At 47.2% G+C, this 14,706-nt stretch carries 14 protein-coding genes; 9 read left to right on the top strand and 5 right to left on the bottom strand.

Annotated elements, in window-relative coordinates; translation table 11 throughout:
• Positions 1-143 precede the first annotated feature (143 nt).
• On the top strand, positions 144-1,229 hold the full coding sequence (locus tag LX87_RS22580; RefSeq protein ID WP_111630793.1) for a fatty acid desaturase family protein: 1,086 nt from the start codon (positions 144-146) through the stop codon (positions 1,227-1,229).
• A 743-nt stretch (positions 1,230-1,972) separates the two neighbouring features.
• Here the strand turns inward: LX87_RS22580 and LX87_RS22575 are convergent.
• The 4 genes from LX87_RS22575 to LX87_RS22555 all read right to left on the bottom strand — a co-directional run bounded on the left by LX87_RS22575 (position 1,973) and on the right by LX87_RS22555 (position 6,057).
• Positions 1,973-2,785: a helix-turn-helix domain-containing protein gene (locus tag LX87_RS22575; protein ID WP_111630573.1), complete on the bottom strand. Its 813-nt coding sequence runs from the start codon at positions 2,783-2,785 to the stop codon at positions 1,973-1,975.
• Entirely contained in the window at positions 2,775-3,071 is a 297-nt protein-coding gene (locus tag LX87_RS22570) for a nucleotidyl cyclase domain-containing protein (protein ID WP_111630572.1), read from the bottom strand. Before LX87_RS22570 ends, LX87_RS22575 begins: the two co-directional genes overlap by 11 nt.
• Positions 3,072-3,228: 157 nt before the next feature.
• On the bottom strand, positions 3,229-4,260 hold the full coding sequence (locus tag LX87_RS22565; protein ID WP_111630571.1) for an SDR family NAD(P)-dependent oxidoreductase: 1,032 nt from the start codon (positions 4,258-4,260) through the stop codon (positions 3,229-3,231).
• Positions 4,261-4,971: 711 nt separating this feature from the next.
• Positions 4,972-6,057, bottom strand: a complete 1,086-nt coding sequence (locus LX87_RS22555; protein ID WP_111630570.1) for an acyltransferase family protein — start codon at positions 6,055-6,057, stop codon at positions 4,972-4,974.
• A gap of 569 nt (positions 6,058-6,626) precedes the next feature.
• Here LX87_RS22555 and LX87_RS22550 point away from each other — a divergent pair.
• Positions 6,627-7,475, top strand: a complete 849-nt coding sequence (locus LX87_RS22550) for an SMP-30/gluconolactonase/LRE family protein (protein WP_111630569.1) — start codon at positions 6,627-6,629, stop codon at positions 7,473-7,475.
• A gap of 40 nt (positions 7,476-7,515) precedes the next feature.
• On the opposite strand, the gene LX87_RS22545 is transcribed toward LX87_RS22550, so the two are convergent.
• Positions 7,516-7,980, bottom strand: coding sequence for an SgcJ/EcaC family oxidoreductase (locus LX87_RS22545; protein WP_170139428.1), 465 nt, complete (start codon positions 7,978-7,980; stop codon positions 7,516-7,518).
• Between the two features lie 232 nt (positions 7,981-8,212).
• Between LX87_RS22545 and ppk1 the strand changes: the two genes are divergently transcribed.
• The 7 genes from ppk1 to LX87_RS29005 form a co-directional block, all read left to right on the top strand.
• On the top strand, positions 8,213-10,315 hold the full coding sequence (gene ppk1 / locus LX87_RS22540; protein WP_111630567.1) for a polyphosphate kinase 1: 2,103 nt from the start codon (positions 8,213-8,215) through the stop codon (positions 10,313-10,315).
• A 198-nt stretch (positions 10,316-10,513) separates the two neighbouring features.
• Entirely contained in the window at positions 10,514-11,446 is a 933-nt protein-coding gene (locus tag LX87_RS22535; RefSeq protein ID WP_170139427.1) for an NAD(P)-dependent oxidoreductase, read from the top strand.
• A gap of 275 nt (positions 11,447-11,721) precedes the next feature.
• A complete protein-coding gene (locus tag LX87_RS22530; protein ID WP_111630565.1) occupies positions 11,722-11,913 on the top strand; it encodes a cold-shock protein in 192 nt (63 codons plus the stop codon).
• A gap of 553 nt (positions 11,914-12,466) precedes the next feature.
• On the top strand, positions 12,467-12,787 hold the full coding sequence (locus LX87_RS22525; protein ID WP_111630564.1) for an ArsR/SmtB family transcription factor: 321 nt from the start codon (positions 12,467-12,469) through the stop codon (positions 12,785-12,787).
• Between the two features lies 1 nt (position 12,788).
• A complete protein-coding gene (locus LX87_RS22520) occupies positions 12,789-13,256 on the top strand; it encodes an SRPBCC family protein (RefSeq protein WP_111630563.1) in 468 nt (155 codons plus the stop codon).
• Positions 13,257-13,262: 6 nt separating this feature from the next.
• Entirely contained in the window at positions 13,263-13,844 is a 582-nt protein-coding gene (locus LX87_RS22515; protein ID WP_111630562.1) for a DUF4256 domain-containing protein, read from the top strand.
• Between the two features lie 600 nt (positions 13,845-14,444).
• A partial coding sequence (locus LX87_RS29005; RefSeq protein ID WP_211325356.1) for a hypothetical protein occupies positions 14,445-14,706 on the top strand: 262 nt, incomplete at its 3' end.

The following is a 14,706-nucleotide window of genomic DNA, read 5'->3' as shown; positions in this document are numbered from 1 at the left end:
TTTGTCATAAAAGAAGTCAAGATGCGTTTTATAGCGGTGAACTTGTATCTTTTATCAAAAACTGAATGATTCGGGTTCACCTGAGATTTCTTAATTTATACCTGAAGCAGCCCAACATTACCAGATTCTTATTATATTTTTTGATGCAAACCAAGTTACGATTTGCCAATACGGCCCGGTCCCAGTTCTTTGCGACAGTTCGACAGCGGGTTGATGCCTATTTCAGGGAAAATGGACTTTCTCCCCATGCCAACGGGGTTATGTGGGCAAAAACCGCCTTTTTTTTAGGGGGTTATATCCTGCTCTATGTCCTGATTCTTTCCAATCAGTTCGGCACCTGGACCATGCTGGCTATGGCCATTGTGCTGGGTATGTTTGCGGCATTTATTGGCTTCAATGTTTCCCATGATGCCCTGCATGGCGCTTTTTCGTCCCACCGTTGGGTCAATAAACTATTGGGCGACACCTTTTATTTGCTGGGTGCCAATGCCTACCTCTGGAAAATCACTCATAATGTAGTCCACCATACCTACACCAATATTCATGGCCATGATGACGACCTGGAAATTGCGCCGGGTTTGGTTCGCGTGGATGCCGATGAACCGCTACGCCCCTGGCAGCGCTTTCAGCACTATTATGCCTTCGGCCTGTACTCGCTGGCTTCTCTTTCCTGGGTGCTTAGCAAAGACTACGTGAAATTCTTCACCAAACGATTTGGCTTTTACGATAACTCCTCCCATCCCCGTCGGGAGTACATCCGGTTGTTTGCCACCAAAGCGGCTTATTACTTCTTTTTTCTGGTGCTGCCTTATCTGCTGCTCGATCTGACCTGGTGGCAGTTGGCCATCGGATTTCTCCTCATGCATCTGGTGGAAGGGCTTGTTCTGGGGCTGGTCTTCCAACTGGCCCACGTTGTGGATGGCACATCGTTTCCGGTACCCATTAATGAGACTACCATCGAGGAGGCCTGGGCCGTGCATCAAATGCACACAACGGCTAACTTCGCCCCCCGTTCGGCAGTTGTATCTTTTTTCTGCGGGGGCCTTAACCGCCAGATTGAACACCATTTGTTTCCTAAAGTTTGCCATGTTCATTATCCCGCCATTTCGGTTCTGGTGAAACAAACGGCGCAGGAACATGGGCTGCCTTATCTGGAGAATCCAACGTTCGGTTCGGCCTTGCATTCGCATTATCGACTCCTGAAAAAATTAGGGCGGGCCAGCGAGTAGATCGCTATAGGCGGGTCAGGTGGGGCTTTCCTGCTGCTAAATCCAGCACAGCGGAAAGGCTTTTGTCGGTTTTGTTGGTCGTTAGGGATTCGCTAGCCTTCTTCCTCATGGCGTCTCTGCTGGAATGCGATTTCCAGCAGACGAGCTGGTTTTCCGCTGGCTATTTCCTGCTGGGAATAAAACAGGGAAAAATGTTTGCCTAAAATCTCAGGCGTGGAGTAACCTTTAATTCGGTAGGCTCTATGATTCCAGGTTTGGATATAACCGTGCCTATCAAGTAAAAAATATCATAATCCTGCACACTCTCTACTAACAAGCGGTACTGTTCTTCAATTTGCTGTATTATGGTTAATTCAAGAGGCATTTTAAATCGTTTTATTAATTAAAGTTAATGGTAAATGCTTGATTATTAGTAGCTATTGCAATTGTTTACGGAATTTTTGTATTCTTAATTTGTCTGACAAATAGGTGCGCAGAATTGTATGAATAAGACTAGCAAATAATCTGTTCTATGGCCCTTGCTCCATTTTGAAGGATACGAGGCCGTTTTACGGCTACAGATGCCATTGAATATAGCTTGCCGACCGATTGTAATGTCCTCAACCCTATCCTTCACAAAGTTCCTTTTTCACATTTGTCAGTGTTCAACGGGTTGAGAGCCGATGCAAAACGGATTTTTTAAAAGACTAATCAGCACCCCTGCTTAGCGATTATTTCCTATGCCTGATGATAAAATCAGGCCGTTACCGGGCCTTTACCAGCGTGGTTGGTATGTAGCCAAAATGCTTTTTGAAAGCAAAGGAAAAATGGGAAAGATCCTCGAAACCCGCTTCGAGGTATACTTCGACCGGTTTCTTTTTGTGCTCGGCAATCTGGTAGTGCGCAAACTCCAGCCTTTTTTGGGTCAGCCATTTCTGGGGTGTAGCACTGAACGTCTTCCGGAAGTCCCGGTTAAACGTAGACAGACTGCGACCGGTCATGTAGCCGAATTTTTCGAGGGGCAGGTTATACATAAAGTGACTTTCCATAAATTTTACCAGGTCAATCTTTCCCGGCGTGTCAAAGTTTGCCAGGATGCCATCGACATCTTTGTCAATCGTTCTTAAGATCGTAATCGCTTCCAGTATTTTCATGGATGCAATCTCTTCGGGAAAGTCCTCCTGCATGTCGAAATAAGGTACTAAGGACGCCAGACAACTATGCAATAAGGGATGGTTTTTAAACTGATACACTTTATCTGTCACATACGCTACCGGTTTGACAGGGAGTTTCGCGTAGTAATTCCGTAGTCTATCCACTGTTAAATGCATGGCCACGGCTTTATGGGGAAGTCCGTTTTTAGGATAGTTAATAATAGTAACTACTTGATTTCGTGGAATCAGAAAAATATCCCCGGCAGTAAACAAATAGGAGGTTCCAGCCTGAATAATCTTTGTTTCACCCGATATAAACCAAACCAGGAGATGGTGTTCGAAAAGAACTTCCGTTTTGAATAACTTATCTTCGAAGACCGACAGTTTAATATCAGGCGTAATGTAGTTTGTCTTAAATTCCATTGGTAAAAGGGTTAAAAGGATTCATCCGTAGTAATGTCTTGTTGCCGGGGGGCCTTTCGATGCACACGAATCCAACCCTCCCGGCTTTGCCCTTAAGCTGGACCCTGCTCAGTGGTTCTGTCTTCAGGTATTGAAGGCCGCCAATTCGGTCAATTAAATACTGGAAAGCAAGAAAGCTCTTTCCATAGTCATTACAAACACCCTGAATTCTGGAAGCGGTGTTTAACGTATCGCCGTGGTAAGCAATATCCCGTTTTACTTCGCCGGTTTCTACTGCCGTTACCATTCCGGTATGAACGCTGGCTTTAAAGTCTGGCCGTTGCCCTATACGAGTCCGCTCGGGCACTGAACTGTTTTTTACAGGCAACGTAAAGCCTGATATAAAACTGTTGCCATCCGTGATAAGGGCCGCTTTTGCTTTAAATCCGGCAAAATCCTATGGATTATTCGGCCTTAAACCGTAGGCTGATCATCTCTTCAGAAAGCTTCCACAACTTTTTGGCGTTGTCCTCGTCCACAGCATACGGGCGCACACCCCGCTGTGTCGTCGGATCATCATACCGTTGTCCGAGCATACCAGTATCGAGTTCGGCCACATCGGCGTCTTCACAATACACTCCTCCCAGATCGTTGAGCAGGGGACTCGTTGCACACCATACGGTAGTAGCAGCACCCTGCGGAATGGATTTCAGCTTGGCCGCCACTTCGGGCAGGGTATTCCCGTCTGCATCGCAGAAGCCCATTTGCTGAAATAATTCAAGCGGAGCTTCACGCCCTAATTCCGTTCCATTGATCGAGCCGGGGTGTACGGAATAGGCGCGTACGTTAGATGCTTTTGCCCGATTGTCCAGCTCAACAGTAAATAGAATAGTAGCGGTTTTCGATTGCCCATAACCCTGCAAGGTTTCATAATCACGGTATTCAAAATTCGGATCATCAAAGTTGAAGGGGGCCATCTGATGGCCGAATGACGACAGATTGACTACCCTGGCTCCATCCGCTTTTTTCAGCGCTGGCCATAACCGCGCAGTAAGATGGAAGGCCCCGAGGTAATTCGTCGCCAGTTGAGATTCGATACCCCGGCTATCCCGACGCAGTGGCACCCACATAATTCCCGCATTGTTGATCAGTAAATGAAGCGGCCTGTTCGATGCCAGGAATTGCTGGGCAAAAGCATCAATGGATTGGGGAGACATCAGATCCAGCGACGCGAGTTCCACGTTAGCGATACGGTGCAGGTTCATCTCTGCTTTTTTAATGTCTCTGGCAGGTACGATCACGGTGGCTCCCGCTGCGGCAAGGGCTTTGGTTGTTTCCAACCCGATTCCTGCATGACCACCCGTAACAATTGCTACGGTACCAGTAAGGTCAATACCTGTTAGCACATCTGTGGCGGTTGACGATGCGTTGAAACCAGAACCAAGGGGCTGCTGCAATTTCCCATTGTAATTGTCAATGTCTAAGACGGTTTTCATACTGATTGTTGTGTTTTTGTTGTGTTTTGTTGATACAAAGGTAGCAGCAGGCGCTCTGGAGGACTTTGTTTAAAATTTCAATTTTGCTTTGCTGAAAATGTCAACTGGAACAAGGGGAAAGGAAGCCGTGTGCTCCTGACCTGCCTCGGTATCAGGGCTCCGAAATGATCTGGGCACATTATAAAATTATTGTTATCGTTATAACTAAGCTTTTTATAAACTAAGGTATATAAATGGATAACGATGTAATTAAACGAATAAGGAAACTGAACCAGCAACATTCATACACCTCTATTCAGATGCATGAAGTCATTTCCCGAAAGCTCTGCATTTCGGGAAATGGCCATAAATACCTAAGATTTCTGATAGAAAAGGGGCCAATGACCGCGGGCGAGCTGGCAAATTTAACGGGGTTAACGACGGGGGCCGTTAGGGGTTTAATCGACCGACTGGAATAGAAAAACTCGTAAAAAGGCAAGCGGCTGCTGACGACAGACGGAAGGTGATCATTGAACCGGAGAGGTTAGCGATCTTGGCACTGTTGTAACCGCGTTATAGAGAATTTCGGAATAAGTCAATACGGTTAACGGATACGTGCAAATACTATAAATGGAGCAGGTTATCGGTTGCCACCGACCCCGGTTGAAAAGCGTATCCAGTTGCTGCGATAGTTCCCGATTTCGGAATGGAAGCTGGAATACCCGGAACGGGTTATGCATCCAGGTGCTTGGCGTGTAAATTAGGCTCGCTGGAAGAACTCATAACCCGGTCCTGCTGATTAACTAATTCTTTTTTCGTCTGAAACAACAGCTTGAAATCCCTTCGGGAGCCTAAAAATAAGGCACGGGTTAACACGGTTTTTTCTTGCAACTGGTACACAATAACCGGTAGACCGACGGCCATCACAATGCGTACGGCTTTATCCTGGGTCCAGTGTTCGGCTACAATCGACTGAATGGGTTCATGAAGGTACATGATGGTTAGCGAAGCCCGGCCCAGGGTGGGGAACAAGGAAGAAAGAAAGACGGTCTCCGACAAGGCCCTCGAAATCCATATGATTAAAAGGATCATACAGATTGAAGACAATAAGGTTAAAACGGGAATTCCGTAGTAAGCATTTTTCATGTCATACGTATTGTGATAGCCTTTGTAGACTAACGCACAGGCGACGAAGGAGCCTAGTATAACAAAGAATACATTCACCGTCCATTCCTTTTTACTGTAAGCATACCCCGCATAAAAAATAGGGATGGCTGCCAGCGTGACATTGATGTTCCAGGGCACCCGAATCGGCTGGAGATAAAGTGAATCCAGGTAACTTAGAAGAAGCAGTAATCCCATAAGACCCAGAATCCGCTTCGGGTTTACGCGGTTCAGGAGCCCGTTTGTCAACTGCTGAACCAGAAAGAAGCAGGGAATAAACCAGAAGACGGTTGTGTAGCCACCCAGCCATCGGCTGCCTAAAATGCCTTTTCCAATCGCTTTAAGGCCATTTTCGAGCGTTAACGGCTTGTCTTGAAATTCTACGTAAAGCTGAAATCCATAAATCAGAAGTAAATAAACCGTATAGGGAACGAGTAGTTGAATGGCTTTATCCGTAAAGTAGGACTTTTCATCCTTTCTGGGCCAGAATAACATACCGGCGACAAAAAAGAAAAGCGGCATATGGAACATGAAGGCATACGCACCCAGGAAACCGACATGCCCAAAGACGACAAATAAAATTCCTATCCCCTTGGTAATGTCAATGTAATCGATTCGGTTATGCACTTCAGGGGTAGATAAAACTGCTTTCATATATATTCTTAGAACTCCTGGGCTGTTAATGGGATAAAGGCACGGCCGTTATTTCCTCCCGATACTATTAGATAAAGACTCACAAATTCCTGCCCTTATTTCTGACCAATTAAAATACCTGCGGGAGAACTAAGTTGACAAAACATTAGCAAATATAAAAAATGAAACATTGTTATAAGCGATATAATTAATTCACTCTTTTAGGGCATAACAAACTAGTAGGATATCTTTGAATGCAATGGATTACGACATAGTAATAACTAAAAACTCCTGAAATAAACCAAATAATTTCTGGCCCACCCTGTAGCCTATCAGGTAATAACTCATTCCAGGACTACAGTAACTTCCTGGCCGTGGCCTAGTAGCACTGCAAGATCCGGACCAGACCGCTGTTCATATGTTAAAAAATTGTTTAAAGGTAACGGTAAAATAAGGGATCAGCAGCACAAACCCATCTTCATGCTGCTTGTCATCGCATTTCTGTTCATTTGACCCAGCGGACAGAGCTAAGTTTGTAAGTTTGTGTACTTTTGCACAGCCTGATACTTATCTTTTAAATCTATTCCTATATGAAAACGTCTTTCCTTGCTGGCCTGCTGAGTGTATTCGGCGGTTTGCTGACTTCGCTTCACGCTCAGACCATCGAACTCAAACCCGTATGGGAAACGGACACGACGCTACGTACGCCCGAATCCGTTTTGTTTGACCCAACCCAAAAGATACTCTATGTCGCTTGTATTAATGGCGGGCCGTCACTGGAAAATAAGAGTAGTTACATCGCCAAAGTAGGGCTGGACGGAAAAGTGATCCAGTTAAAATTTGCCGACAACCTGAATTCAACCAAAGGGATGGGGATTCTGGGCGACAAGCTGTACGTCACGGAAATGACGCAGGTAGCCGAAATTGCACTGTCTTCCGGTAAAATCTTGAACCGATATGCCATTCCGGGCGCCAAGTTTCTTAACGACATTTCCATTGATCCCCAGAAAAAGACGGTCTATATCTCCGATTCCGGTGAAAGTAAAATATGGGCGTTGACAAATGGAAAAATAAACCTGGTTCTGGAAGGCGCTCCCCTGAAAGGCACCAATGGCCTTCTGGTCGATAACAACCAGTTGCTCATCGGCAATGGCGACGGGTCGCTGCTGGCCATGAACCCCGCCACTAAACAGCTAAAAACCATTGGCAAGGCCACGGGAGGCATTGACGGTATTGTGGCGCTGGGTAATCAGAAATATGTCATCACCGAGTGGGGTGGTAAGATCTGGTATGTGCAGGCAGATGGAAAAACCGAGTTAAAGCTGGATACGTCCGCAGAAAAGATTAACTCTGCTGATATTGCCTATGATCCAGGCAGCCAGCTATTATTTGTGCCCACCTTTTTCCATAATACCGTAAAGGCTTACTCGCTGAAATAGACGGCAGTAGTATAAGGGCCGTCCAACGAATCGATCTGATTTATTCAGGCAAGCGCGCATTGTGCATGACTTTAATCAGCCATTGCTCATTGGGTTCTTTGGTGACGGTCCAGTTCAGCAAAAACTTGAGAAGGGGGAGCTGGTTACCATCCGGGCTCACCCCTCCTTTAACCTCCGAACAGATATCGACAACGGCGATAGTTGGGCTTAGGAACCGGATTCTGGGGGGCGTCAGTTGCTGAACACCATTTTTATACATAACCGTTAAAACCGGCACGTGAAATTGCTCAATTTCGGAACGCCCGTGGGCGGATTGCCCCAGCCAGTTGGTAAAATCGGCGTCTTCGGCAAAAGCCGCTGCGAATGCCTTCGGATCATGGGCGTTAAAGGCCTGACCAAACTGGGTCACCAGCGACTCGACGGCCTTTTGGTCCGCAGCCGATTGGGCGAAAACCGTTGAAAGACTGAGCATTAACACCGTAAGGCTAACCACTAAATTTTTCATGCATCGATAATTTAAAAGGTGCATACTCGATTTTAAAAGACTCGTTGGAAACCAGAACCGGATTGACAGGCTTTAAAAAGGACCTATTGGTTATTTCTTTAGCCGTACAACAAGAAACAAAAACTTTCTCTATTGACACTAAAGGCTTTAGCCAACGGTCAGACTCTACCACCTTTTTGCTTACTTACGGGTAAAGGCTATCAACGGGCCTTATTCCCCATTGATCCTGGACATGGAAATTCTGCCTTACCTGAATCGTGATGTAAGTTGGCTGTCTTTCAACGAGCGGGTGCTCGACGAAGCCAGCGACCCTGATGTACCTTTGGCCAACCGGGTGAAATTTCTTGCTATTTACTCCTCAAATCTTGATGAGTTTTTTCGGGTCCGCGTGGCGGCCCTGCGCAGCTTATCGGCGCTTCCCGAAAAAAAACAGAGGCAGTTACCCTTCGATCCTCAGGAGGTGCTCAGCGAAATAGCCCAGCTTGTGGGTCGCCAGCGCCAGCGGTTTGATGAGCTCTTTGAAGGCGAGCTAGTCCCTATACTGAAGCAAAGCAAGGTTGTCATCTATCAGAACGAACCCTTCCTGGATGTGCATCAACAGGAAGCCGCCGACTTGTTTCACAGCACCGTTCTGGCCTATCTTCAACCGGTTTTTGTGGGTACTCACCGCCGTATGAAACGGCGCGACCGGCTGCCCCTGCTCGAAAGCCAATCGCTTTATTTTGCCCTGTCGATGCGGCCCCATCAGGGGGCGGCACTTCCCGATACGGTATCACCCGATGACATCGTCATGGCTTACCTGAACGTTCCTAAAGAAAACGTGTCCCGGTTTGTCGAACTATCACCGGTCGACGGCGTGGCTTATTTTGCTTTTTTGGATGACATCATTCGGGCGAATTTATCCAGGGTTTTTCCCGGATACCAGATTCTGGGCTGTTATAGCTTTAAGCTAAACCGGGCCGAAGACCTGAATATTGATGATGAATTTCGGGGCAACCTGGTCAAAAAGATTAAAGACCAGCTGGCCAGACGAAAAACCGCTCCACCCGTCCGGTTTCTGTATGATGAGGCCATGCCGCCCAACTTGCTTGAGCGGTTCGTCAACCTGTTCAGGTTGCAGGAGGAGGATCTGATGGCCGCCGGGCGCTACCTCAATTTGAGCGATCTGATGAAATTGCCGTTAGCAAAACAGGCTGGCTTAACCGTTCCTGTACTCCCAGCCTTACCCTGCCGGGAGCTGGACGGCTTCGAGTCGATGCTGGAGGCAATTGGTCAGCGCGACCGCCTGCTTCATTTTCCCTATCAGTCCTACAGCTACGTGCTACGTTTCTTTAACGAAGCCGCCATCGACCCGCTGGTCTACTCGATTCAGGTTGCCCTGTACCGCATCGCTGCCGATTCGGTGATCGCCAATGCGCTGATGAGTGCCGCCCGCAATGGTAAACGGGTGACGGTTTTTGTGGAAGTGAAAGCGCGCTATGATGAAGCCAACAACCTGCGCTGGGCCAAAGCGATGAAGAAGGCGGGCGTAAATATTATTTACAGTCTGCCCGGCGTCAAGGTTCACGCCAAAATTGCCTTGGTGAAGCGACGGAGCGCTACCGCCCAAGGCCGGAGGAAAAGCGAGCGATACGCGTATTTAAGCACGGGTAACTTTAACGAAGTGACGGCGGAAGTCTACACCGATCACGGTTTGTTTACCAGCCATGCGGGAATGGTCAAGGATTTAGAGAAAGTGTTTGCTTATCTCAAAAAGCAGAAACCTATAAGTCGGTTAAACCATCTACTCGTGGCGCCTGTCAATCTTCAACAGCATTATTTGCGGTTAATTGAGCGGGAGATGGATCTGGCGCGGCAGGGGAAAGAGGCTCGTCTTGTGATTAAGGTCAATGGATTGGAAGATGCCGTGATGATCAACAGGCTCTATGCAGCCAGCCAGGTGGGGGTGCAGGTCCGGCTGATTATTCGGGGCGTTTGTTGTTTGCTGCCGGGCGTGCCGGGCATTAGTGAAGGCGTTGAGGTAATTCGGTTGGTCGATCAGTTTCTGGAGCACAGCCGGGTGGCCTTTTTTAACAACGACGGCCAGCCGCAAATCTATCTGGCGTCGGCCGACTGGATGAACCGTAACCTATACCACCGGATTGAAGTAGGCTTTCCGATCTATGACCCCGCCTTACGAGAAGAGATTTTTCAGCTGCTTGATTTTCAGCTCAATGATACGCTTAAAATCCGTCAGATCGATGAGCAGGGGCAGAATCAAACCGTTGAACCGTCCCATAAACCGGCAGTCCGGGCTCAACTGGCGATGTACAACTGGCTGAAGCAATACCGCTAGGCGCAGGGAGTCTATCTTGCCATACGGATTCGGGTCTTCTACCTCCGTATCATAACCGCAAAGTCGGAATACCGGGTGTAAAATCATTTTCTGGTAAAAACGCTGATCATTCCGCTATACCTGGAAGTTATAGATGGATCGCCCGCGGGGTGTCAAGGCTAGCGGGCGATGTCGTTTTATCACTCAACCTGGGAAACTATGGAAATTCTGGTTTATGCAAACCTGGCAGAAGACGAACAACAAAATCTGAAAAATGGGTTGCCACCTGACGCCCGGATCACCTTTGCCGGTTCAACGTCTGACGATGAACTGAAACAAGCCTTTGAATCCTGTCAGTTCCTGATTGGTAACCCGCCAGCCGACTGGATGAAGAACGTACCATCTTCGCTGGAGTTCTGGCACCTGGAGTCCGTTGGTTTTGAACAGTATCAGGATAGTAATTTTAGCGGAACCGTTGTCAATGTCGGTGATATTTCGGCCCAACCTTGTGCCGAAACCATCGTCAGTGGAATTCTGGCCTTTTACCGCGGGGTTCATCAGCTGGTACGGTTTCAGCTTGAAAAGCAGTGGGTAGGCCAAACCATCAGCAATGAACTGCACATTCTGGGTACGAAAAAAGTCATCATTTTGGGCTCGGGAGCCATTGGTGTCCATATCAAAAAAATCTTGAGTGCCTTTGGCTGCCAAATCCAGATGACGGCGAAACAGGACCCGGATGCAGAAATCCATTCCTTTGAGGAACTGCTGGACCACCTGCCCCAAACGGATTTGATTATCAATACCCTACCGGGAAACCTGGAAAACTACGTTTCTGAGCAATTCTTTTCTACCATGAAAGAGGGTAGCCTGTATGCCAGCGTTGGCAGAGGCACCACGACGGATGAAGAAGCGATGATCAGGGTGCTGGAGACAGGCCGGCTGGTAGGCGCGGTGCTGGATGTAACCGAGCATGAGCCTCTGGCCCCGGAGAGTCCCTTGTGGACTATGAAAAATGTTATTTTGACCCAGCATACGGGTGCGGCCCACCAGAACGAAAATAAAGACAAGGTGGAAAAGTTTATTTCAAATGTTACCAGCTACTTAAGCGGGGAAACGCTAAATGATGAAGTCAACCTTCATGAAGGTTATTAAATTTAGCTCTGAAACAGGGCCGCTTTCTGAAAAGAAGTACTTGAACGTCGGATGAATGATCCAATGGACTAAATCCGGCCGGCGATGATCTTACTGGCGTTCGAATACCGTGCCTGATGCGGCTATTTGGAACCGGAAGCTGTGAAAGAAACGCTCTTTTGCCACCATCAGGGCCACGGCCTTGTTCTGCTGGTTAGCGGTTAATCCTGTGAATGCTCGGTATAGGTTTGAAATTAATAGTTTTTTTACCGTCCTTGCGGCAAAAAAACTGAAATATGCCAACAGGAACTGTTAAATTTTTCAATGAAACCAAAGGGTTTGGTTTCATTAAACCCGACGATGGCGGGGAGGATGTATTTGTCCATGCCTCGGGATTGATTGATCAGGTTCGGGAAAACGACAAAGTAAGCTACGAAGTGGAGCGCGGTAAGAAAGGCTTAAATGCTGTAAACGTCGAACGGGCTTAAGGGCCTGACAGACCAACTCGTCGTTGGGATGCCTCAACGACGAGTTGGTCTGTCAAGTAATAAGTGGGCCGGTCTGCCGTACATATCAGCAAGCCACCGAACTGGCGATCCCGTTCCATCCCATAGTAACCTCATTCCCACATACGACGGGCAAGATAGAAGCGTGATAATTTTGATAGAATCCTCCTATCTTCAAGAGGTGGAAACGCACCACTTGCCTGAAACAACTCGTATTTCCTTTTTTCTAATCCCTCTCCGGATTTCATCATTCTCCTGAGGGTCTTTCGGTAGCCAAGGCCGGTAGATTGCTCAATGGAATACAATCGATAATCGATACTCCCCAGTTCAAACCGTTGCCAGTTCAATGGATTGAGGCCGTATTATGCGTCATAGTGACTGACTGAAGGACGTGACTGGAATTCGCGCATGGAAGCCCCATCAATGCTATTTTAAGAAGTAGTACTGCACCCGAGATTGTCCCGCAAAACCTGACTTTAGGAAAATTTGCGTAGTTAAATAGCTACACGTATATTTGTAGTCAAATAACTACACGATGAATTTAAGACGGGACGTATTTCAAGCCATAGCCGACCCCACCAGAAGGGCTATCCTTCTATTGGTGGCCTCACAATCAATGACGGCGGGTGCCATTGCCGCAAACTTTAACACGGCTAGACCTACCGTGTCAAAACACCTGCAAATTCTGACCGAGTGTGAATTGCTGCAACAGCAACAAAACGGCAGGGAAATCTACTATCACATCAATGCCCAAAAAATGAAACAGGTCGCCGACTTCATTGAGCCCTTCCGCGCTATGTGGGAAGACCGGTTCAACAAACTAGAGACCGTCATGAAAAACTATAAAATCACGTAGTATGGAACAAAAAACAAAAATAAAGGCCAAAGACGGCAGACAGGAATTGGTGATTACGAGGGAGTTTGATTTGCCTCTGGAACTGCTTTTTAAAGCCTACGTCGAGCCCGACATTGTGGAACAATGGATGGGGACAAAAGTGATCAAACTGGAAAATAAAAAGCACGGCAGTTGGCAATTCCAGACCACCGATGCGCGGGGTAATGTGGTATTTGAGGCTCATGGAACCATCCATGAATTTGTCCCGAACCAAAAAATCACCCGCACCTTTGAAATGGAAAACGCGCCTTTTGGTGCCCAGCTTGAATTTCTGGAGTTTGAACCACTCACTGACCACACCAGCAAACTCCAAATGCATATCGTGTATCGATCCGTTGCACTTCGGGATCAGATGTTACAGTTACCCTTTGCGAAAGGTTTGAATATGGCCCATACCAGATTGCAGGACGTAGTCAGTAAATTAAACTAACACATTATGATACAGTCAATTGAAACCACTCCTGAAAAGGAGTTGTCACCAGAACAACAGGAGAGCCTGCTGGGTACGCTGAAAGTCCGTTTTACGAAAAATATGAACCGTCATCCGGATGTGGAATGGAATACCGTGCAAGCCAGGCTGGAAGCTAACGGAGAAAAGCTATGGTCACTTTATGAAATGGAACGGACGGGCGGTGAGCCGGATGTAGTCGGGCACGATCAAAAGACAGGCGAATACATTTTTTATGATTGTTCAGCAGAAAGCCCGAAAGGCCGACGAAGTTGTTGTTACGACCGCCAGGCGCTCGAGTCGAGGAAAGAAAATAAACCGGCAAACAATGCGGTTGATATGGCGGCTGCTATGGGCATTAAGTTGTTAACGGAAGAACAGTATGGGGCGTTGCAGAAACTTGGCCAGTTTGATACAAAAACCTCGAGCTGGGTGGAAACACCTGCTGAAATCAGAAAACTTGGGGGCGCACTTTTTGGTGATTACCGTTATGGTCACGTTTTCATATATCATAATGGAGCAGAGTCTTACTATGCCGCCCGGGGGTTCCGTGGCTCACTAAGGGTCTAAAACGGTTTTGAAAGGTAGTGTAAAATTGCCGTTGGTAATTTGTATAGTTGGATGGACTATTTTTTGCAGACTATGCAGGCACTGCTTCCGATGACCAGCCTTAGCAGCCAAGCCGGTCAATGCTACCCGTTCCGGGGTCATTGACCGGCAAAGAAATGTCATGATCCCGAAGATAGCAGTCAGGAGTCTGTACTAGTAAGGTGGAGGCTTTACTAGTAGGCTCCGGCCGGATATGAATCACTATATGGCCCTTACCATTTATTATGGAGTAGTCCCGTGTCAAATGAGTCTAGGATGTCCTGTTGGGCCATTCGCTAATTACTTAGGCCTTTGAGTCAAAAACATATGTGTAATTGAAATTTTTCAATGTAATCTCATACTTATTTTGGATAATTTCAGCACCATTTTCTCTACCATTTTCCTCCCGCCGAATCATAGTTTGCTTTGTTGATCGCTTGAGTTAGGGTTGAATGCCCAAACTACCTGGGTTTCAACATCGACGAAATCGATTTAAAATTCAGCTGCTTTACAAATTAAGAGTAATTCATTTTTTGACTTGGCCAAAGTTGTATGAGAAAGTTTTTTACCCCCTCCTTGTCCATGCGAACGATTGTTTGCTGGCTACTTATCAGCCTTTTTCTAAACCCCACCAACACCTGGAGTCAAAGGCCTGCACCTGACCGTAACAAATTCAAGGATAAGCACAAACTCAGGAAAAAGCCCAAAAAAGAAAAACCTTCCCGGGAGCAGGTGCGCAATGGTCGCTTTAACTTTAAGTCCAGTCGGCTCAAAGACAACCCCAACGGCCGGCTCGACATCACCGCCGGTCTGAAAAACCCCACCTCCCTGCAATTCGGTCCCG

This window comes from Larkinella arboricola (assembly GCF_003259745.1).
GTDB classification, from domain to species: domain Bacteria; phylum Bacteroidota; class Bacteroidia; order Cytophagales; family Spirosomataceae; genus Larkinella; species Larkinella arboricola.
Note: the sequence above shows the minus strand (reverse complement) of the source record. Positions and strands in the feature narration are given on the sequence as shown.